This is a genomic window from Stenotrophomonas sp. RIT309 (assembly GCF_000632045.1).
Lineage (GTDB): Bacteria > Pseudomonadota > Gammaproteobacteria > Xanthomonadales > Xanthomonadaceae > Stenotrophomonas > Stenotrophomonas indicatrix.
Window position 1 is genome coordinate 71,513 of the sequence record NZ_JFYS01000043.1, and the last position, 20,552, is coordinate 92,064.

The 20,552-nt window shown below is 67.2% G+C and carries 15 protein-coding genes; 4 read left to right on the plus strand and 11 right to left on the minus strand.

The annotated features are described in order from the left end of the window. The first annotated feature begins 80 nt into the window (after positions 1-80). On the plus strand, positions 81-731 hold the full coding sequence (locus tag BW38_RS21645) for a DUF4375 domain-containing protein (protein WP_081794602.1): 651 nt from the start codon (positions 81-83) through the stop codon (positions 729-731). A 29-nt stretch (positions 732-760) separates the two neighbouring features. Here BW38_RS21645 and BW38_RS01525 read toward each other — a convergent pair whose 3' ends face one another. The 9 genes from BW38_RS01525 to BW38_RS01485 form a co-directional block, all read right to left on the minus strand. Beyond that, positions 761-1,858 (minus strand): GDSL-type esterase/lipase family protein, encoded by a 1,098-nt coding sequence (locus tag BW38_RS01525; RefSeq protein WP_032978573.1) that lies wholly within the window; start codon positions 1,856-1,858, stop codon positions 761-763. Positions 1,859-1,960: 102 nt separating this feature from the next. Then, on the minus strand, positions 1,961-2,716 hold the full coding sequence (kduD, locus tag BW38_RS01520) for a 2-dehydro-3-deoxy-D-gluconate 5-dehydrogenase KduD (RefSeq protein WP_032978440.1): 756 nt from the start codon (positions 2,714-2,716) through the stop codon (positions 1,961-1,963). A gap of 82 nt (positions 2,717-2,798) precedes the next feature. Beyond that, positions 2,799-3,647 carry a 5-dehydro-4-deoxy-D-glucuronate isomerase gene (gene kduI / locus BW38_RS01515; RefSeq protein ID WP_032978442.1) on the minus strand — a complete coding sequence of 283 codons (849 nt, stop codon included), beginning with the start codon at positions 3,645-3,647 and terminating at the stop codon, positions 2,799-2,801. 243 nt (positions 3,648-3,890) lie between these two features. Next, positions 3,891-4,949 (minus strand): LacI family DNA-binding transcriptional regulator, encoded by a 1,059-nt coding sequence (locus tag BW38_RS01510; RefSeq protein ID WP_025875485.1) that lies wholly within the window; start codon positions 4,947-4,949, stop codon positions 3,891-3,893. Positions 4,950-4,987: 38 nt separating this feature from the next. Further along, the gene (locus BW38_RS01505) at positions 4,988-6,577 is read right to left on the minus strand and encodes a family 43 glycosylhydrolase (protein ID WP_032978574.1); all 1,590 of its coding nucleotides are present in this window, start codon (positions 6,575-6,577) and stop codon (positions 4,988-4,990) included. Positions 6,578-6,594: 17 nt separating this feature from the next. Continuing rightward, positions 6,595-7,878, minus strand: coding sequence for a TRAP transporter large permease (locus BW38_RS01500; protein ID WP_025875489.1), 1,284 nt, complete (start codon positions 7,876-7,878; stop codon positions 6,595-6,597). A gap of 3 nt (positions 7,879-7,881) precedes the next feature. After that, positions 7,882-8,415 (minus strand): TRAP transporter small permease, encoded by a 534-nt coding sequence (locus tag BW38_RS01495; protein ID WP_032978576.1) that lies wholly within the window; start codon positions 8,413-8,415, stop codon positions 7,882-7,884. 10 nt (positions 8,416-8,425) lie between these two features. Further along, positions 8,426-9,430, minus strand: coding sequence for a TRAP transporter substrate-binding protein (locus tag BW38_RS01490; RefSeq protein WP_025875493.1), 1,005 nt, complete (start codon positions 9,428-9,430; stop codon positions 8,426-8,428). Positions 9,431-9,469: 39 nt separating this feature from the next. After that, positions 9,470-10,279 (minus strand): 2-keto-4-pentenoate hydratase, encoded by an 810-nt coding sequence (locus BW38_RS01485; RefSeq protein ID WP_032978578.1) that lies wholly within the window; start codon positions 10,277-10,279, stop codon positions 9,470-9,472. Between the two features lie 175 nt (positions 10,280-10,454). Between BW38_RS01485 and BW38_RS01480 the strand changes: the two genes are divergently transcribed. Genes BW38_RS01480 through BW38_RS01470 form a run of 3 tightly spaced genes read left to right on the plus strand, consistent with a single transcriptional unit; the run spans position 10,455 to position 13,696 of the window. Further along, a complete protein-coding gene (locus BW38_RS01480) occupies positions 10,455-11,438 on the plus strand; it encodes an alpha/beta hydrolase (protein WP_152543340.1) in 984 nt (327 codons plus the stop codon). Then, positions 11,435-13,057 (plus strand): carboxylesterase family protein, encoded by a 1,623-nt coding sequence (locus tag BW38_RS01475; RefSeq protein WP_032978444.1) that lies wholly within the window; start codon positions 11,435-11,437, stop codon positions 13,055-13,057. Before BW38_RS01480 ends, BW38_RS01475 begins: the two co-directional genes overlap by 4 nt. A gap of 51 nt (positions 13,058-13,108) precedes the next feature. Further along, complete coding sequence (locus tag BW38_RS01470; protein ID WP_081794603.1) at positions 13,109-13,696, plus strand: cysteine dioxygenase family protein; 588 nt, start codon at positions 13,109-13,111, stop codon at positions 13,694-13,696. Between the two features lie 92 nt (positions 13,697-13,788). Here BW38_RS01470 and BW38_RS01465 read toward each other — a convergent pair whose 3' ends face one another. Next, entirely contained in the window at positions 13,789-17,592 is a 3,804-nt protein-coding gene (locus BW38_RS01465; protein WP_032978447.1) for a LamG-like jellyroll fold domain-containing protein, read from the minus strand. A 136-nt stretch (positions 17,593-17,728) separates the two neighbouring features. Continuing rightward, positions 17,729-20,491, minus strand: a complete 2,763-nt coding sequence (locus tag BW38_RS01460) for a TonB-dependent receptor (RefSeq protein ID WP_032978449.1) — start codon at positions 20,489-20,491, stop codon at positions 17,729-17,731. Positions 20,492-20,552 lie beyond the last annotated feature (61 nt).

The window sequence follows — 20,552 nt, forward strand, 5'->3', positions numbered from 1 at the left end:
AGGTCCGGCTAGACTTCAAAAGCGTCTGCAGCTTTTGAAGATTAGGGGGTCAATCCTGGGTCTCCGCTATCCTGCACGGCATGACTGATGCATTTGCTTCGCTGCGCGTAACCGACGTCGCCTTCAACGACGACTTCATCCTGATGACCCTGGCCGACGGCCGCCGCACCCGGCAGCCGTTGCGCTGGGCGCCTGCGCTGTTCGAGGCCACGGCTGAACAGCGTGCGCAGTGGGTGCTCACGACCGATGGCCTGGGCGTGAACTGGCCCGCCCTGCTGCCGCCGCGCGAGGCAGGTGTGGTCGATATCCTCAACCAGGTGTGGGATGACCGCTATGAAGCCGCGCTGGCGCGCCTGAAGGCGGCCGCATGGTCGCTCGATGCGCTGTCCGATGAAGACCAGCAGCTGGTGGCGCTGTGGCGGATGGAAGCGGACATCAACAACGGCGGCTTCATGCAGTTCCTGTGCAACTGGGGCGACCCGAGCTGCCAGCTGGCGCTGCGCGCGTTGCAGGCGATGGGCGCAACGCAGACGCACGCGATCCTGGCCGGCATGCGTGGTCTGCTGGACCGGCTGGAAGACGACCCGGCGATCAAGGAACTGACCGACCTGTACGGCGCGATGACCGAGCAGGAGCAGGAGGCACTGCATGCCTTCGATGAAGCGTATTTCGCACGGCCGGAAGACTTGGCCCGGTTGGGTTTGAAGCATTTCGGCCCGGAGCCGTTGTAGAGCCGAGCGCACGCTCGGCTGCGTTTCAGTTACCGCGGATACGCCAGCAGTACCACCAGATCCTCATCACCTACCTGCTGCAGCGCATGGCTGCTGCCCTTGCGCGTCAGCAACGCATGCCCCGCACGCACGTCGTGCTGTTTTCCGTCCAGCACATAGCTGCCCTGCCCGCTCACGATGTAGTAGATCTCATCCTTGTGCTGCGGATGCAGGCCGATGCCCGCGCCCTTGTGCAGCACGCGCTTGCGCAGCACGAACGGCAGGCCCTGCGCATCGGCGAAGAACGGGTACGCCGTGGTCGGCCCGGCGCCGCCATGCGGGCCCGGTTGCGCGCGCGCCAGCGTGTCTTCGTGCACCACCTGCGAGGCACGCGCAGGATCGCCGCCCTGCCCCACCCCCATCACATCGCAGTCGATATCGCGCACCAGTGCAGGCTGCAGCGCCGGCAGAACCTGCACCGCCTCGCGCAGCACCAGGCACGCCACGGCATTCGCACCGGCCACGCTGAAATGGGTGCCGTCGGCCTTCTTCTGCTCGGGCACGAACAGGAAGTACGGGCGTGCACCCTGCTCGCCCAGCGCGCGGATCCAGCGCATGCTGCGGTCGTTGAGGTCGATCAGTGCCACGTGCTCGCGTGTGGCCAGCTGCTGCATCGCCAACGTGTAACGCGCGTGCGTATCCAGCAGCGAACCGAAGTCGTACAGCAGCCGTGCCACCGGCGTGACCAGCACCGGCGTGGCACCCTTGTCACGCGCCACCTGCACGTAGCGCATCAGCATCCGCGGGTAGTCACTGTCCGGATCGGTATAACGCGTCCGGTCTTCGAACTTCGCATCGTTGTGGCCGAACTGGATCAGCAGCACATCGCCGCGACGCAGCTCGCGGCCAATCGCATCCAGCCGCCCTTCGTCGATGAAGCTGCGCGTGCTGCGCCCACCCTTGGCGTGGTTTCGCACTTCGAAGCGCGCCGGATCCAGGTAGCTCTGCAGCGCCTGGCCCCACCCCGCCTGCGGCGCACGCTCGGGCCCGTATTCGGCCGCAGTGGAGTCACCGGCAATGAACAACCGCACCGGCGCCGCATGCGCGGCGGCGCTCGACAGCAGCAACAGCAACAACAGCTTCCGCATGGCCGGGCCCTGGTAGTGCCGGCCGCTGGCCGGCAACTTCATGGATGCGTTGAGCGTCGGTGGAAATGCCGGCCAGTGGCCGGCACTTCCGAAAACCAAGCATTACCGCGCCAGCCAGCCACCATCGACCGGCAGCACCGCGCCGTTGATGTAATCCGACGCCGACGAGGCCAGGAACACCGCCGCGCCGGCCAGATCTTCCGGCGTACCCCAACGGCCGGCCGGAATGCGCTCGAGGATCGCCTTGTTGCGGTCCTGGTCGGCGCGCAGCGCGGCGGTGTTGTCGGTAGCCATGTAGCCCGGTGCGATCGCGTTGATGTTCACGCCCTTGCCCGCCCACTCGTTGGCCAGCAGGCGGGTGATGCCGGCGATGCCGCTCTTGCTGGCGGTGTACGACGGTACGCGGATGCCGCCCTGGAACGACAGCATCGAGGCGATGTTGATGATCTTGCCGCTGCCCTGGGCGATGAAATGGCGGCCGGCGGCCTGCGAGATGAAGAAGGCCGACTTGATGTTGACGTTCATCACGTCGTCCCAGTCCTGCTCGCTGAAATCCACCGCGTCGGCGCGGCGGATCAGGCCGGCGTTGTTGACCAGGATGTCCAGCCCGCCCAGGCCTTCGAGCGTTTCGCGCACCACGCGCTCGACCGGCTCGATGCTGATCAGGTTGGCTTCCACCGCCAGGCAGCGGCGGCCCAGCGCGGTGATCTTCTCGATGGTTTCGGTGGGCGGGGCGATGCCGGCCACGGCGACATCCGCGCCTGCGGCAGCCAGCGCCACTGCGATGCCCTGGCCCAGGCCGGTATTGCCACCGGTTACCAGAGCGACTTTTCCTTCCAGGCTGAAGGGATTGGCCATTGCGTATGCGTTCCTTGGTAGAGGCGTGCGTGATGCGGGGCAGGTGGCCACCGGCACGGCGTGCGCGGTGGCCGCCCGGCGCTTACTTGAGCTGGCAGATGTCCAGCACGTGCATGTCGGTGTAATCCAGGTTCTCGCCACCCATCGCCCAGATGAAGGCGTAGTTGCTGGTGCCGGCGCCCATGTGGATCGACCACGGCGGCGACACCACCGCTTCGTTGTTCTGGATGACGATGTGGCGCTGTGCGTCCGGCTCGCCCATGAAGTGGTAGACGCGGTCGCTGTCGCCCAGGTCGAAGTAGAAATAGACCTCGCTGCGGCGGTCGTGCAGGTGCGGCGGCATGGTGTTCCAGACGCTGCCCGGCTTGAGCACGGTCAGGCCCAGCAGCAGCTGCGAGGACTGGCAGGTGGCCGGCACGATGTACTGGTAGATGGTGCGCTCGTTGCTCGTTTCCAGCGCGCCGCGATCCAGTGCCACCGCGTCCTTGATCGACAGCTGCTTGGTTTCAAAGCGCGCATGCGCCGGGGTCGAGGCCAGGTAGAACTGCGCCGGGTTGGCGGCGTCCTGCGAAGCGAAGACGACGTCCTTGCTGCCCATCGCCACGTACAGGCCATCCTTCGGCCCCAGCGTGTACACGGTGCCATCGACGGTGACCGTACCGGTGCCGCTGCCGACGTTGATGATGCCCAGCTCGCGACGCTCCAGGAACGGATGGCCAGCGGCCGACGCCGGTTCGGTCTGCGCCGGCAGCGACAGCGGGCCGTTGACCGGCGCCGCACCGCCCAGCACGAAGCGCTCGTAGTGGGTGTACTTCAGGGTCACCGCATCGGCGTTGAACAGGCCATCGAGCAGGTACAGCTCGCGCAGCTGATCGTTGCTGGCGCCCTTGATGGCGTCGGGATGGGTGGCGTAATGGGTCTTGCAGTACATGGCTTCTCCAGAGCAGGGGGCGGGCCGATGGTTCGGCCCCGGCACGGTTCACGGTCGATTCTAGCCAGACAGGAAACCGGTGTCATTTTGCGCTGCACGATGGTGGTTGGACGGCATCGGCAGGTGCGATCGATGGGGGGAGGGCGGGTGGAGTGTCACGACCAACGGTCGTGACCTACCGGACTGATCCGTGAAAGGTGTCACGACCAACGGTCGTGACCTACAGGATTGATCCCTGCGGGATCAATCCTCGGGCGGTTGGCAGGAATCGCGCACGATCAGGTGCGGGCGCACGCTGGCGATCTGCAGCGCAGGCTGGCCTTCGGGCTGGATCAGCATGGCCGCAGCGGTGCGGCCGGTGTCGCGGGTATGCCGGCGCACCGAGGTCAGCGACGGCCACAGGCGCGAGGCCAGCGGGCTGTCGTCGTAACCGACGATCGACAGCTGGCGCGGAATGTTGATGCCCGCACGCAGCGCGACCTTGTAGATACCGGCGGCCATTTCATCGTTGCCGGTGAAGATCGCCGTCGGACGGCGCTTGCCCAGCAGCAGTTTCTCGGCGGCGGCCACACCCGATTCGAAGGTGTAGCCGGCCTCGATGATGCGATCCTTCGGCAGCTCGATGCCACGCTGCGACAGCGCCTCGATGAAGCCGGCGGTGCGTTCGTGCGCCGAGCGGTATGCACTCGGGCCGGTCACCAGGGCGATGTCACGGTGGCCCAGCGAAAGCAGGTAATCGGCCGCTTCGGCGGCACCGTCGCGGTCGTGGGTGACCACCATCTGCGAGGTTTCATCCAGCGGCAGCGCAGCCACGCGGGTGAAGCGGCAGCCGATCTCGTCCAGCATGTCCGCCAGCGCCTGGTCTTCGGACGCACGTGGCACCAGGATCACCCCATGCAGCTTCTGCTGCTGGGCGAAGCGGCGCACGCCGTCGATGTAGCCCGGGCTGCGGCTGTCGCAGGGGTGCACCACCAGTTCGAAGCTGGAGCCACGCAGCGCATCCAGCGCGCCGTACTGCATGTCCACGATGTACTGCGCGGTGGGGTTGTCGTAGACCATGCCGATCAGGAACGAGCGGCGGAAGGCCAGGCCACGGGCCAGCGGGTCGGGGGTGTAGCCGACTTCGCGCATCAACGCTTCCACCTTGTCGCGCGTGTCCTTGCGCACCAGCGGCGAGTTGTTGATGATCCTTGAAACCGTTTTCTTGGATACACCCGACAGTCGCGCGATGTCGTTGATCGTGGCTGCCTTGCCCTTTGCCAATGCCGGCGTAGCGGCATCGTTCTTGTTGCGCACTGACATGTAGTGAACCCGATAAGCCTGGGGATTCCAGCGCGCGCTCAGTCCAGCGCGCGATAGCGGAAGCTGCGGAAGGTTACCGCACCGTTGCCGGCCGCATACAGGGCCGGTTTCAGTGCCAGGAACTTGCCGGCCACATTGTGATGGTAACCGGACACTTCCATCTGAACCGGATACTTCTGCCAGGTCTGGCCATCGGCACTGGAATGGATGGTGACGATGTGGCGGTTGTTGGTCACCCGCAGCCAGAGCCGGCCGCCCTTGGCGCTGGCCGCCAGCCGGGTGGGGCGCTCCTCGCCGTAGCGGTGCATGACGAACTGCTCGCCGTTGCTGCCCACGCCCACATACAGGCGGTCGCTGTAGAACAGCAGGGCACCGCCCACCGCGCCGGGGGCGATCTCCATCTGCACCTCGAACTGGTAGGCCGGATCCCCGGCAATGGTCGTCAGCGGCGAGGCGTCGCGCGGCGTGCTGCCCTTGCCCTGCAGTACCAGGCCATCACCGCTGAAGCGCAGGCGCCGGTATTCATCCAGCGCCGGGTTGAAGAACGCCCACTGCGGGCCCAGCGTACGGCCGGTGAAAGCATCCGACAGGGCCATGCCGTGCGGTGCCAGCGCGCTGCCCGATGGCTTGCGCAGCGGCTGCCCGAGATCGCCGCCCTTGGCCACGAACCAGCCATCGGCGGTCCATTCGATGGGTTCCAGCAGCGCCTGCCGGCCCAGCGTCCAGAAGCCGTTCTCGTAGCCGTGGTACATCATCCACCAGCGGCCGTCGGTGCCTTCGATCACCGTGGCGTGGCCACGCGACCACCATGGTTCAGCGGCCGACCGGGTGCGCATGATCGGGTTGTTCGGCGCGTTCACCCACGGGCCGTGGATCGAGCGCGAGCGCGCGGTGATCACCATGTGCCCGGTCGGCGGGCCGGCGGTGCCGCCCACCGCAGTGGTCATGTAGTACCAGCCATCGCGGAAGTGGATCTTCGGGCCTTCCTGCGCGTAGGCCTCCACGTCCCAGCTTTCCGGGTAGCGCCAGCCGTCGTACACATGCTTGGGCGTACCCACCACGCTCAGGCCGTCATCGGCCAGCTGCACGTAGTCGCCGCCGCTGAGGAACAGGTAGCGCTTGCCGTCCTCGCCAACCGCGTGGCCGGGGTCGATGTAGCCGCCCAGGCCGATGTCGATCGGCGCACTCCACGGGCCCTTGATGTCATCGGCCCAGACCACGAAGTTGCTGCGGCGCTCACCCGTGCGCGCCGGGAAGTAGATGAAGTAGCGGCCCTGGTGCTTGACGATGTCCGGCGCCCAGATCGCGCCTACGTTCTGCGTGATCGCATGGCCGAGCGGCTGCCAGTTGACCAGGTCGCGCGAGTGCCAGATCGGCAGGCCGGGGTAGGCGTCGAACGAAGACAGGGTGAGGTAGTAATCCTCGCCGTCCTTCAGCACCGAGGGATCGGGCCTGTCACCGGCCAGCACCGGGTTGAGGAAGGTACCGTTGCCAAGGTCGCCCTGGCGCTGGTGCTCGATGCCGCGCTTCCACTGCGCGGGCGCGGGATCTGCAGCCAGGGCAGGCAGCGCGGCCAGCAGCAGGCCGAGCAGGGCGGTTGCAGCAGCGCGGTGCAGCGTCGGTGTCATGTGATTGCCTCCGCTCATCAGGCGCGCAGCGCGGCGGGCAGCCACAGCGACAGCGACGGGAAGAAGGTGACGATCAGCAGCACGCCCAGCGCGGCAAACCAGAACGGCCAGATCGTGCGCATGCTCTGGCCGACGCTGATCTTGCCGATGGCGGTACCGATGAACAGCACCGAGCCCACCGGCGGCGTGACCAGGCCGAGGCCACCGGTCAGCACCAGCACCAGGCCGAAGTGGATCGGATCGATGCCATAGGCCTTGGCCACCGGCAGGAAGATCGGCGTGCAGATCAGGATCATCGGTGCCAGGTCCATGAAGGTGCCCAGCAGCAGCAGCATCACCACGATCATCAGCAGCACCATGAACTGGCTGTGCGCGAACGACTGCAGGAAGTCCACCGCCGCCGCAGGCACCTGCAGGTAGGCCAGCAACCAGCCGAACACCGCCGCGGTGGCGATCACGAACAGGATCACGCCGGTGCTGCGCGCGGCATGGATGACGGTGTCGAAGAACTCACGCCAGCGCAGCTGCCGGTACAGCACGGTGGTGACCAGCAGGGCGTAGACCACGGCGATGGCCGCGCTTTCCACCGCAGTGAAGATGCCGGCGCGGATACCCACGAAGATCAGCGCCACCAGGCCCAGGCCGGGCAGGGCGGAGACGATGCGCAGCAGCACCGCGCGCCAGCCCGGGAACACCTCCACGCCATAACCACGGCGACGCGCGACCACGTAGCCGGTGATCATCAACGCCAGGGTCATCAGCAGCGCCGGCACAATGCCGGCAGCGAACAGATCAGCGATCGACAGGCCACCACCGGCGGCGGCCGAGAACAGGATCAGGTTGTGCGACGGCGGTACCAGCAGCGCCACCAGCGCAGCGGTGATGCTGACGTTGACTGCGAAATCGCGGTCGTAGCCACGCTTGACCATCTGCGGAATCATCGTGCCGCCCACCGCCGACACATCGGCGATGGCCGAGCCGGATACACCGCCGAAGAACAGCGAGGACAGGATCGAGACCTGGCCCAGGCCGCCGCGCATGCGCCCGACCAGCGATGACGCCAGGGCGATCAGGCGTTCGGAGATGCCGCCGCGCATCATGATCTCGCCAGCGAAGATGAACAGTGGAATGGCGATCAGCGAGGCCGAACCGGTACCTGCGGAGATCTGCTGGACCAGCACGATGCTGGGAATGTCCAGGTAGAGCAGGGTGGCCAGCGCGGCGGCGGCCAGCGCGTAGGCTACCGGCACGCCCAACAGCAGCAGCGCGGCAAAAACAGAGAACAGGATGGTGATGCCCATGGATCAACGATCTCCTTCAGCGTCGTCGGCGTCGGCTGCCGCGGCATGCAGCGCTTTCCACGCACGGTTCAGCGCGAACAACAGCATCAGCGCACCGCCCACGGCCAGCGGCAGGTAGTTGATGCTCTGCGGCAGGTTGGCGCCGGCGGTCTTGATGTCCATTCCATCGAGCAGCAGGTCGGCCGACCAGAACGCGATGAAGCCGCCCAGCACGGCCACCACCAGCTGGGTGAACACATCCACCACCCGGCGCAGGCCGGCGCCCATGTAGGCGTGCAGCAGGAAGAAGCCGAAGTGGCGATTGGTGTGCACGCCGCAGGCCGCGCCCAGGCTCATGGCGGTGGCCAGCAGCAGCAGGGTCACCGGCTCGGTCCAGCTGGGCGAATCGTTGATCACGTAGCGGGCGAACACCTGCCAGCCCTGCACCACCACCAGCCCCAGCAGCGCGGCCACGGCAACATGGATGGCGATGTCGGCGATGCGGTCCAGCAAGCGTTGGCCGGGGCCGGGTCCGGTGGAAATCGTCGTCTCGGTCATGGCAGTGTCCTCAGGCGGCGGCACGGATGCGGGCGACCAGCGCAGCCAGCTCGGGTTGCTGCAGGTACTGCTGCAGCAGCGGCTGGGCGGCGGCACGGAAGGCGGGCAGGTCCACCTCGTTGGCTTTCACGCCCGAGGCCAGCACCGCGCGGCGCGCGGCATCTTCGGACGCATCCCATTGCTCGCGCATCACCTTCACCGAGGCGCGCGCGGTCTCCAGCAGCAGCTGGCGGTCGGCCGGCTGCAGGCGCTCGAAACTGGCGCGCGACATCAACAGCACGTCCGGCGCATACGAGTGATCGCTCTGCGACCAGTAGTGCGCGGCCTCGAAGTGGCGGCTGGAGTGGAAGCTGCGCATGTTGTTCTCGGCGCCATCGATCATGTGCGTCTCCATGCCGGAGAACGTATCGCCCAGCGACATCGGCGTCGGGTTGGCGCCGAGCAGGCGCATCAGCTGGATGAAGATGTCCGAGGACGCCACACGCAGTTTCAGCCCGTGCAGATCACCGGGCTGCACGATCGGATGCTTGGTGTTGTAGAAGCAGCGTGCGCCGGAATCATAGATGGCCAGGCCGACCAGGTCGCGGCTCTCGAAACCACGCAGCACCGCATCGGCAATGCCGCCATCCAGTGCGGCGCGCTGGTGCGCCACCGACTCGAACACGTACGGCAGGCACAGCGCCTGGGTGAGCGGGAAAGCGTTGTTCAACGCACCGGCATACACGCGGGTGATGTCGATGGCGCCGAAACGGGCCATGTCGATCGCTTCCGATTCGCGACCGAGCTGGCCCGAATGGTATTGCCGCAGGCGCAGGCGACCGTTGCTTTCGCGCTGCAGGGTTTCGCCGATCCACTTCACCGCGGTCACGGTGGGATAGTCGGCCACGTGCACGTCGGTGGCCGTCAGCAGCTGGCCGCCGTCGATGGCATCGGCGGGCCCGCGGCCACAGGCCGCGAGCATCGGGGTGGCCAGCGCAGCAGCGCCGCCGGCCAGGAAATGTCGTCGTGTGATCATCTGCGCCCTCCCGCGCGTGTTCACCGGATCGTGCGGCGGTTACCCGGCCGGCACGGCCCTGCAGGCAATTTCGCCGAAGCCGGCAAACCGCACCAGCGCCGTCTGCCCCACGGTGATGTCATGGATGCCGGTGGCATTGCCGGTGGCGATCAGGTCGCCCCGTCGCAACGGCCGGCCGCGCAGCGCCGAACGGGACAACGCGAACGCATATGCCGCGCGCAGGCCGCCGGGCAGCCGGGTGGCACCACCCGTGCCGACCACCTCGCCCTCGATCAGGGTTTCGGCGCGCAGGTCGGTTTCGTCGCGGGCAGTCCAATCGGCAATCTCCGGCCCCAGCACCAGGCCGTTGTTGTTGCCGAAGTCGGACACCACCACGCGCGGGCCGAGTTCGTTGATCGTCGCCAGCGGGCTGCTGGCCACTTCCACGCCGATGTACAGGCGCGCCGGCAGCGCTTCAGCCTGCTCGGGCGTCCAGTGCAGCTGTGCGGCGGGAGCGTCCTCCAACAGCTCCAGCACGTACTCCGCTTCGACCGCGCCGAAGCCGCCGACGAACACCGGAATGTCCACTGTTCCACCGGTAGCATTTTTCAGCTGACGCGAGAAAACCGGGCCCAGCAGGCGGTCGTCCCCGGACGCATCGCGGCGCTCGGCGGCGATGTAGCCGACCTTCCAGCCCACCACCTGGTCATCCCAGCTGGCAATGGCCAGATCCTGCACGTGGTAGGCAGCCACCAGGTCAGGCGGGACAAGGCCCGGGAAGCCGGGCAAGGCCTGGCCGCTGCGGCGCGCGGTGGTGAAAGCGTGGGCGATCGCGGCCGCATCGTCCGGCGCCGGCGTCTGCCCATGTATGCCGTGTTCGTTGCTCAAGAACGGTCTCCCTCTGGCCTTGTTGCACTGCCCATCGACAGCGTCTGCAGGAGGTGTATATGGTAAACCGGTGTCATCGTGCAAGCCGCAGCGCATCACGAGCGCTTGCCGGTGACCTCGGCCACTCTGTTGTCTCCCCGTTGGAGCCCTTTCCACCATGCGTTTTTCCCGTGTGCTGTTGTTGCTGTCAGGCCTGCTGCTGACCGTCCCCGCATCCGCGGCCGATGTGCCGTTGCGCGCAGGCGAACACCTGGGCCGGGAGCTTGCCGGCGAGCAGCTGCCGCTGTGGCCGGCGGGGCAGGTCCCCGGTGAAACGGGCACGGCGCGGCCGGCGCGTGTGGTCGAGCGCAGCGATGATCCAGCCCACCCCGATCGCTTCATCGACCAGGTCGATGCGCCCTACCTGCTGGTGCACACGCCGGCCCGTGCCAACGGCCGCGCGCTGCTGGTGATTCCCGGTGGCGGCTACCAGCGCGTGGTGATCGACAAGGAGGACAGCGCGCTGGTGCCGGAGTGGGTGGACCGTGCCGGCTACACCCTGTTCGTGCTGCGCTACCGCCTGCCGCAGGCCGGCCGCGACCGCCAGGCGGCACTGGCCGACGCGCAGCGCGCACTGCGCGTGGTGCGCGACCAGGCCGCACGGCGCAGGCTGGATGCCGACAGCGTGTCGGTGATGGGCTTCTCCGCCGGCGGCCATGTCGCCGCACGGCTGGCCACCGGTTTCGATGCGCCGGTCTACCCGCAACGCGATGCCATCGATCGCCTCAGCGCGCGTCCCGCACGCGCGGTGCTGGTGTATCCGGTGATCGACATGGGCGCGCATGCACACAGCGGCTCACGCGGACGCCTGCTGGGCGAGCAGCCCGATGCGGCGTTGGCCGCGCAGTATTCGATGCAGCAGCACGTACGCGCGGACATTCCGCCGACGCTGCTGATCCATGCCAACGATGATCGGGTGGTCAACGTGCACAACAGCGAGTTGATGGCGCAGGCACTGGCCAAGGCGGGTGTCGAACACGAGCTGCACCTGTTCGCCCATGGCGGCCATGGCTTCGGCATGCGCATGCCGCCTGATTCAACGCTGGCCGTGTGGCCGCTGCTGGCACAACGCTGGCTGCAGGCGACGGAGGCGGCACATTGAACCAGGGGGATGCCAACCTGCAGCGCCGCCGTTTCCTGCGCGACAGTGCACGCTGGGCGCTGGCCACGGCCACCCTCGCAGCACTTCCTGCCGCCGCGGTGCCTGGGCCACGTGATGACACACAGGTGGTGGCACGCCTGCGTGCCGGCCGCGTGCGTGGCCAGCGCGAGCACGGCGTACACGTGTTCCGTGGTCTGCGTTATGGCGCTGACACCTCCGCCTACCGTTTCCAGCCGCCACGGCGCGAGACGGGCTGGCGTGGTATCGCCGACGCCCTGGAATACGCCGCGTCTGCGCCACAGAGCGGAGCGGACGGGCCGGGCAGCGAAGATTGCCTGTTCCTCAATGTCTGGACGCCGGCATTGGGCGACGGCGGCAAGCGGCCGATCCTGGTCTACATCCATGGCGGTGGCTTCAACAACGGCTCTGGCAGCGATCCGCTGTACGACGGCAGCGCATTGTGCAGACGCGGCGACGTGGTGGTGGTCACCGTCAATCATCGCCTGAACACCTTCGGCTACCTGTACCTGGGCGCGCTCGGCGATCCGCGCTATGCGGCCTCCGGCAACGTCGGCCAGCTCGATCTGGTGCAGGCGCTGCAGTGGGTGCGCGAGCATGCAGCGGTGTTCGGCGGCGACGCCGGCAACATCACCGTGTTCGGGCAATCCGGTGGCGGCGCCAAGATCGCCACGCTGATGGCGATGCCCGCGGCGAAAGGCCTGTTCCAGCGCGCGTGGACGATGAGCGGGCAGCAGGTGACCGCCGCCGGTCCACGTGCGGCGGCGCAACGGGCTTCGATTGCGATGGAAACCGTGGCCGCGCGCGACCTGCAGGCGTTGCTGCGACTGCCGGCGGCCGAGCTGCTGGCCGCCACCCGCGCCCGCGATCCCTCGCGGGTGGAAAGCAGCGCGCTGTACTTCGGCCCGGTACTGGATGAGGTGGTGCTGCCGGTGCACCCGTTCTGGCCACAGGCACCGGCGCAGTCCGCGTCGATTCCGATGGTGATCGGCAACACCCGTGATGAGACGCGCGCGTTCCTTGGCAACGACCCGGCCAACTTCACGCTGACCTGGGAGGATCTGCCGGCGCAGCTGGAGAAGCAGCAGTTCGTCGATCTGCTGCCCTCGGTGGTGATCGCAGAATATCGACGCCTGTATCCGCACTACACGCCCTCAGAGGTGTTCTTCGCGGCCACCACCGCCGGCCGCTCGTGGCGTGGTGCGGTGGAGGAACTGGAAGCACGCGCTCGGCAGACAACCGGGGCCGCACCCACCTGGGCCTACCAGCTCGATTGGCCATCACCGGTGGAAGACGGACGCCTGCGTGCCTTCCATACGCTGGATATTCCGCTGGTGTTCGACAACGCCGGCCTGCCGGGCGCGCGTACCGGCGGTGGTGAAGACGCCCGAGCACTGGCAGCGACGATGAGCGATGCGCTGATCGCCTTTGCGCGTACCGGCGATCCCAATCACGCGGGAATGTCGCAATGGGCTCCCTATGGCGTGCCACAACGGCAGACGATGGTGTTCGATCGGCACAGCCGCGTGGTTGACGATCCACGTGCCGGCGAGCGTGCGCTCTATGCAAAAGTGCCGTTCGTGCAGCGCGGCACGCAGTGATGACACCGCGGTGCAAACATTCTGTTAACCCGCCTCGGCTAGAGTCGGTTCATGGAAGCGATGTTCACGCCACCGCCGTTCACCGGCCGCGAGCGCTTGATTGCAGGGATTGATGCCGCCGTCTGCCTGGTCGATCCGCAGGCGATCACCGGTGCGCTGCAGCGGGTGCTGCGTGAAGCCATCGTCGATCCGCTGATCGAGCTGCCGCCCTGCGTACGTCGCCCCGTGGACGGCCATTACGCGCGCCGTGAACTGTACCGAAGCGCCGCGCTGGGCTACAGCGTGATCGCGATGTGCTGGGGGCCGGGGCAGGGCACGCCACTGCACGACCACGATGCGATGTGGTGCGTGGAAGGCGTCTGGCAGGGCGAGCTGATCGTGACCCCGTACGCGCTGCTGGAACAGCGTGGCGAGCGTCACCGCTTCGCTGCGCAGGAGACGCTGTACGGGCACCGTGGCAGCGCCGGCAGCCTGATTCCGCCGCACGAGTACCACACGCTGCGCAACGCCAGCGACGAGGACGTGGCAGTGTCCGTGCACGTCTACCAGGGCGTGATGGAGCGCAGCGCGGTGTTCGATCCGCTGGATGACGGCTGGTACCAGCGCCGGGTGAAGGTGATGGAGACCGAGGCGTCCTGATTGCGTTCCACCGGGCATGGCCCGGCGCTACCAGGGCTTGTGCCCAACCGATTCATCGGTAGCGCCGGGCCATGCCCGGCGGAACGCCGAATTCATCGCGGCACATCCACCACATTGTTGAGCCGCGTGACTTCCTCTCCGCCATCGGCCAGCGCAACACGCACGCGCAGGCCGCCGCGATCCCCTGCTGGCAACGGCAACGACACCACCGCCGTCTTCGGCAGCAGGTCGGTCGGTGCCGCCATCGCCGGCACCTCGGTACGTGCGATCTCGCGGCCCCGCGCATCTTCCAGTATCGCCACGCCCACACCGCTGGCCACATGCCCAAGGCCATGCACGGTCACGTGTACCTGGCGCCCGTCCACCCGCACATCGCCACGGCCCACGCCCAGGTCCGGACGCATTTCCACCGGCGTGCCCGCAGACACACGCTCGAATTCGAAGACCTCGGTGCGACCCGGCTGGAACTGCATCGGTACCGATGCACTCGTCTCCAGCTGCACCGTACGCTCGCGCGGCCTACCGTCAATGCGGCCATCGCCATCGGCATCCACGCCACTGCGCACGCGCCAGGAACCGCTGTCCACGTTCCAGCCGGTCATGTCGGCGGCGATCACGCGCGCGCCGAGGTTGTGGCTGGTGATCGTGAAGCGCTCACGCGAGGGCGCATGCACCAGCAGTGCCACCTGTTCCGCGGCGCCCTCACGATCGAAGCGCCAGCTGACGGTGTGCCCGGGCCAGCTCTGGTTGCGCTTCAGGGCGATGCCGCCCAGCCGCGCACGCTGCAGGAACTCGCTCGGTGCTTCCACCCGGTCGGACCACCAATGGCCCTCGGTGTTCATGTACGCGCGTTGTGCCTTGGCCTGCAGGCCCTCGGCATGCAGCGCATCGATGTACTTCCGCTCGCCGCTGGCCTGCCATGCCATCAGGCTGGCGAAACCGGTCTTTCCGGCGTCGGCCTCGGCGGTCAGCAGCGGGTACCAGTCCTGCTGCCGGCCAAGTGCCTCTACATAGTTCTCGCCAAGGTTGGCCAGCGCGCCGGGGCCGCCGCGCTGCACGCGATAATCCAGTGCCTGCAGGTACTTCGCATCACCGGTCCAGCGCCATGCCGCCCAGAAGGTGTGCATCGTGTCACCGCTGCCGGAACCGTTGTTGAGTTCGCCGCCGCGGGTCGCACCCGTGGCCCAGCTGATCTCGTTGGGCAGGGTGAAGCGGCCCTTGTCGTCGGTGCCGGCGTGGGCCAGATAGCCATCGGCCAGGCCGATCACCAGCCGGCGCCCGGTCGGGTCGGCGTTGTACTGGCCCAGCAGGAATGCCGGGTGCAGCACCGGGAACGAGTACGGCTTCTGCCACTGCCAGTTGGGTTCGCGGTAGACCTTGTTGCCACCGAACCAGTTGCTTGAGAACAGCACATGGCCCTGCGGGTTGCGCAGGATGATGCGCTCGTCGAACGCCTTCACCGTTTCCATCAGCCGTTCCAGGGTCAGCGGATCGCCCCAGTTGAGGTACAGCATCGCGCTGTTGGTGTTGATGCCTTCCTCGTAGGCATGCAGCTCGTCGGTCTCGATGGTGCTCAGGCCATTGCTGAACATGCCGTTGCGGTACACCGCGTCGGACAATGCGGTCAGCGAGGCATTCAGACGGTCCGGCTGCACGCCCATCAGGGCAAGGCCGGGCCACTGCTGGGTCAGGTCGGAATCATCGGAGATGCCACCACCGAAATCGCCGTAGGTCACCTGCCGCTGATCGATCCACCAGTCGACGAACTGCCGCACCTGCGCCAGGTCCTGCACCTGGTGGAAGGCCCACGCCGGTACGCCCTTGGGCACCTCCGGCGCGGTGTACGGCGGTCGCCCCTGGCTGTTGTAGCTGATGTAGTTCCAGTACAACCGGCCCAGTTCGTGGTCCGGGTCGACGCGCAGCAGATCGCTCAGGTCCGCGTAGACGCGCGCGTACAGGCGCTGGCGCTTGGAGGTGGTGTGTTCCTCCACGAGGAAACCCCAGTTGTCGCGCACCTGGTTGAAGCGGTCGGCCACATGCTCCTTGAGCGCATCGGCGCGTGGCTTGAACACCAGCCGCACCTGCGCACCGTCCAGTGCCTTGGCGTCGAAGCCGGGGGCAGCCGAGGCGATGCTCAACCACAGGCTGTCGGCGGTGAGGATGCGGTCGCGCAGGTCCAGCCACAGCGTGCGCTTCTGCCCCGGCTGCACCGAGACCGATACATCGATCATGTCGCGCGCCGGCCAGATCGGATCCTTGATGCGGAGGTTCAGCGGGATCAGGCCATCGTGCGTGGCCGGCAGGTCGAGCGCGGGAATATCGATGGCCACGCCATCCAGGCCGTCATGCATGTTCTCCCAGCTGTAGGCCCAGCTGCGGATCAACGGCTGGTTGGCCGGCGCATCGCCCACGCCGGAGGGAATCAGCACGTGCACGATGGGCTTGGGCTGCGTTGGCAACGAATCGGCCGGGCGCCGGCGCGAGCCCGCCCCCTTGGGCAGCGCCATCACCGTGCTGCGTTCGGCCGCCGGGTAGCGGCCTTCGATGTAGCGGCGCAGTGTGTCCAGGTTGGTGTAGTCCGGCAGTGCCTGGCTGTCGATGACATAGGTCTGCTTGACCGTGCCGTCGGGCTCGGCACCTTCGCTCACGCCATACGCCCAGATCTCCTGGATCGGCGTTTCCTGTTCAACGTTGCTGAAGCGCAGCACGCCACCGGTCTGTGCCGGGATGTCGTCCACGCTGCGCACCACACCCTGCGGACGCGTGGCCAGCACCTGGGTGGCGTGCGCGGCATCGCGGCCATGGGCCAGCGTGCCGAAGGCCGCGCCGCGGATCTCCACCCGGTTGACGGTCTCGCCGGCCGGCACGGTCAGGTCCAGATGCTGGCCGCTTTCCACATACGTGTTCCAGTCCGGCAACTGGAAGTAGTCGTTGCGGCCGGGCAGGCGCGAGCGGTTGTAGACACCGGGCCAGGTGGTCTCGGCGATGCCGTCGGTGGCCTTCCACATCCACGCCTTGAGGTCGCGGGCATCGTCGAATTCGATCTTGCGGATGCGCGTGCTGGCTGCGGTCAATGGCGGTGGCGGCGCGCCTTCCCAGCCGAAGCGATGGCGCCAGGCACGATCATCGGCAGCGCTGGCAACGGTGCTTTCGGCGGCCTTGCCGCGCGCGAGCGCACTGACGGCCGCAGCATCGAGCATGCGGTCATACACGCGGATGTGCTGGAAATCGCTGCCACGCAGGAAGTTGTAGCGGCTCTGCACCTGGTAGGGCGCCATCACCCGCCCGGCCAGGCCGAGCTGGTCCAGCGCGGCATCGTAATCGCCGCTGGCCTGCACACGCGCCACCTCGCGGCCATCGACGAACAGGCGTACACCCTGGTCTTCGTCCCAGGCGAAGGCCAGGTGCAGCCACTGGTCCGCACGTGGCGGCGTGTCCATGCGGAACGACACGCGCGTGCGGGCGAGGTTGGCATCGGTGACGAACGCATCGAAACCATGCCCGTTCCAGTCGATGCGCAGCCAGGCCATGTCCCAGCTGCTGTGGTCGGCATAGCCGACGCGGAAGATCACGAACGGCGCTTCGCCCACCGCGTAGCGCGCGCGCCAGTCGAAGGCGAGGGTGCCCCGCTGGGCGAGGATGTTGCCGGGTGCGTCCCAGGCCAGCACGCCGTCGTCCTGCCACTGGATGGCCTTGCCGCGCGCTCCGTCGTCGACGATGTCGACCTTGTCGCGGAAGTTCGGCACCGCCTCACCCTGCGCCACCACAGCCTCAAGGCCTTTGCCGGCATCGACATGGAACAGCAGCGTGGGCGCATCGGCGGCGGCCATCGCGGGGCCGGCAGCCAGGGCCACCGCCAGCAACAGGCAGCGGGACAGGGTCGAGCGGTGCGGCATCAGGCGTTTCCTTTCAACGGGCGACGGCCGGCGAGGGCCGCCGGACCGTAGCAAGGCCACGCCGCGACGGCACCTTGCGGCGCAGCAGCGGTCGTGGCGAACGACGGCGTGCCGGGTGGCACGCCGTCGGCGTTGCTCAGAACTTGTAGCGCAGCCCCAGCAGGTACTGGCGGCCGGTCTCGGTGTACTGCAGCGGCAGGCGACCGGTCAGCGGCGAGAACACCCACTCGTCGGACGCTTCGTTGGTCAGGTTGATGCCTTCCAGGCTCAGTTCCAGCTGGTCGCTGATCTTGTAGCGGATGGATGCATCGAACACCGTGGTACCGGTCATTCCGTGGTAGCCATCGAGGTTGAAGCCGGTTTCCTGGCCCGGTGCCTGGGTCAGGTAGTCATCGCGGTTGGTGGCCGAGATGCGCCCGGCGAACTTCTCGCCTTCATAGAACAGCGTGGCGTTCCACGACGACTTCGACAGGCCGGTCAGGTCGGTCTTCATCACCGGCTGCCCGGCCGCGTTGATGTACTGGATCTTCGATTCCACCCAGGTGTAGTTCAACTGCATGCCCAGGTTGGCCCACTTGCCCGGCAGGAAGGTGAAGGGCTGGGTGTAGTTGGCTTCCACGCCGTGCAGTTCGCCGCCCGGGGTGTTGACCGGCTTGCTGTAGGTGAAGTCATCGGTGGCCGAGGCGCCGGTGCCGACCAGCAGCGAAGCCGGCAGGCCGCTGTCACTGTACGGACGCACCTCGCGGGTGGTCTGTACGAAGCTCTCGATGTCCTTGTAGAACAGGCCGATGCCGGCCATTGCGCCCTCGGCGAAGTACCACTCGAAACCAAGGTCGACATTGGTTGCGCGGATCGGATCCAGCATCGGGTTGCCGCTGGAGATGGTGCGTGCACCACCGGCCACGGCCACCGTCGCGCCCGGGGTCAGGCTGCCCAGCCCCGGACGGCTCATCACCTTGGCCGCACCCAGCCGGATCAGGAAGTCCGGGGTGACTTCCGCCACCAGGTTGAACGAGGGCAGGGTGTCATCGTAGGTACGGCTGACCGTGGTTTCGACGGTGCCGTTGGCCAGCGTCGACTGCCCGGTGGCCGACTGCTTGGTGCGCACGTAGCGCACACCGAAATTGCCCGACAACGGCAGCGAGCCCAGTTCGGTGGAGAACTCACCCATCAGGTAGGCGCCTCGGTCCTTCTCTTCGACGCTGCGCACGTTGTTGGCGCGCGGGGCGACGGCGAAGGTGCCGCTGTTGCTGTAGATGTCGAGCTGTTCGGCGATCGCATCCAGGTCCGGCACGACCCAGTTCGACGGACTGCCGCTGATGCCCTTCAGTCCGGCCTGCTCGGTCAGGTTCACCGGCACGATCTTGTTGCCGCCGGCGAAGTTGGGCACGGCCAGTTCGCTGGCGCGGCGCAGTTCGACGGTCTTGAACGTGTAGTCCTTGGCCAGCACGCCGCCCTTCAGGCGGAAGCCCGGGCTGATGTTCCAGTTGAAGTCGATCTGGCCGGTGTCGAAGTCGTTGTCCACGTACTGCGGACGCAGGCGGATCTCGGCCAGTTCCCAGCCGTTGGGATTGGTCGGGTCGATGCCGTAGTTGAGGATCGGCGCACGGCTGTTGCCGCGGTAGTCGTAGCTGTAGCCCTTGACGTCGTACTTGTCCATGATGACGGTGGTCTGCACCGGGTTCTCGTGCTTGGAGCGCGAGATGCCGATCTTACCGGACAGGGTGAAGTCATCACCGAAGCGGTGCTGGCCGTTCAGCGCGATCTGCTTGAACTCGGTGCTCCACTCGTCGTGGCGGTTCTCGGTGCGGATGTCGACGTTGTCGAATTCGCCGTAGAGCAGTGCGTTGTCGCGGATCTCGCCGTTCTTGACGATGGTGGTCGGCTTGCCCGACAGGCGTGCGCTCGCATTGGCGCCACGGCTGAAGGAAATCGCCTCGATGTAGTGCTCGTCGCGCGTTGCGTCGATCTTCGAGTACAGCGCATCCAGCGAGATCTCGGTGGCGTCGTTCGGCTTCCACTGCAGCGAACCGGTCACGCCCAGACGCTTCTGCTCATGCTCCATCTGCACGTAGCGCGGGAAGCGCGGATGGAACACATCGGCGCCACGCGCGGCGGCGAACGGCGAGGACGCGGCGAAGTTGCCGTTGCTCGGGCCGTTGGCCCAGCGACCGGTGTTGGAGCCTTCCTCCAGCGCCTGGCGCTCGGAATAGGCCACCGACAGCAGCGCGCCGAAGGTGCCATCGGCGAAGGTGTTGGAGACCAGCGCGGCAATGCGCGGATCGGCCTTCTCGGCCATCGCGTTGTAGCTGGCCTGGCCACTGGCGGCGAAGGTGAACCCGTCGTAGTCGAACGGACGCGCGGTGCGCAGATCGACGGTGGCGCCCAGCGAGCCTTCCTCGACGTCGGCCGAGGCGGTCTTGCGCACCAGCAGCTGCGAGAACAGGTCCGAGGCGAACACGTTGAAGTCGAAGCCACGGCCGCGGTTGGTGCCGCCGCTCTGGTCACCGGCGCCGACCGTGGTCAGCGCTTCCATGCCATTGATGCGCACGCGGGTGAATTCCGGGCCGAGGCCACGCACCGAGATGTTGCGGCCTTCGCCGGCCTCGCGGGTGATGACCACGCCCGGGATGCGCTGCAGCGACTCGGCCAGGTTCAGGTCGGGGAACTTGCCGATGTCCTCGGCAACGATGGCATCGACCACGCCGGCTTCGCCGCGCTTGATGTCCAGCGCCTTCTCCACGCTGGCGCGGTAGCCGGTGACGGTGACCGTATCCAGGTCGGTGGCGTTCGGGTTGGCGCTCTGCTGCTGCGCGCCGGCGTTGCCTGCCAGGGCCAGTGCGACGGCCAACGCGAGCAAGGTAACCGGTGTCTTTTTTTCATGGTTCCGAGAATGCATGCCTTTCCCCTCTCCCAAAGGTCTGGTATCGCGGCTGTTTCAGCGGGATGACACCGCTGGT

What these genes read in the sequence shown, in the direction of transcription:
- BW38_RS21645 (WP_081794602.1), top strand. Translation starts at nt 81, where the DNA reads ATGACTGATGCATTTGCTTCGCTGCGCGTAACCGACGTCGCCTTCAAC.
- BW38_RS01525 (WP_032978573.1), bottom strand. Translation starts at nt 1,858, where the DNA reads ATGCGGAAGCTGTTGTTGCTGTTGCTGCTGTCGAGCGCCGCCGCGCAT.
- kduD (WP_032978440.1), bottom strand. Translation starts at nt 2,716, where the DNA reads ATGGCCAATCCCTTCAGCCTGGAAGGAAAAGTCGCTCTGGTAACCGGT.
- kduI (WP_032978442.1), bottom strand. Translation starts at nt 3,647, where the DNA reads ATGTACTGCAAGACCCATTACGCCACCCATCCCGACGCCATCAAGGGC.
- BW38_RS01510 (WP_025875485.1), bottom strand. Translation starts at nt 4,949, where the DNA reads ATGTCAGTGCGCAACAAGAACGATGCCGCTACGCCGGCATTGGCAAAG.
- BW38_RS01505 (WP_032978574.1), bottom strand. Translation starts at nt 6,577, where the DNA reads ATGACACCGACGCTGCACCGCGCTGCTGCAACCGCCCTGCTCGGCCTG.
- BW38_RS01500 (WP_025875489.1), bottom strand. Translation starts at nt 7,878, where the DNA reads ATGGGCATCACCATCCTGTTCTCTGTTTTTGCCGCGCTGCTGCTGTTG.
- BW38_RS01495 (WP_032978576.1), bottom strand. Translation starts at nt 8,415, where the DNA reads ATGACCGAGACGACGATTTCCACCGGACCCGGCCCCGGCCAACGCTTG.
- BW38_RS01490 (WP_025875493.1), bottom strand. Translation starts at nt 9,430, where the DNA reads ATGATCACACGACGACATTTCCTGGCCGGCGGCGCTGCTGCGCTGGCC.
- BW38_RS01480 (WP_152543340.1), top strand. Translation starts at nt 10,455, where the DNA reads ATGCGTTTTTCCCGTGTGCTGTTGTTGCTGTCAGGCCTGCTGCTGACC.
- BW38_RS01470 (WP_081794603.1), top strand. Translation starts at nt 13,109, where the DNA reads ATGGAAGCGATGTTCACGCCACCGCCGTTCACCGGCCGCGAGCGCTTG.
- BW38_RS01465 (WP_032978447.1), bottom strand. Translation starts at nt 17,592, where the DNA reads ATGCCGCACCGCTCGACCCTGTCCCGCTGCCTGTTGCTGGCGGTGGCC.
- BW38_RS01460 (WP_032978449.1), bottom strand. Translation starts at nt 20,491, where the DNA reads ATGCATTCTCGGAACCATGAAAAAAAGACACCGGTTACCTTGCTCGCG.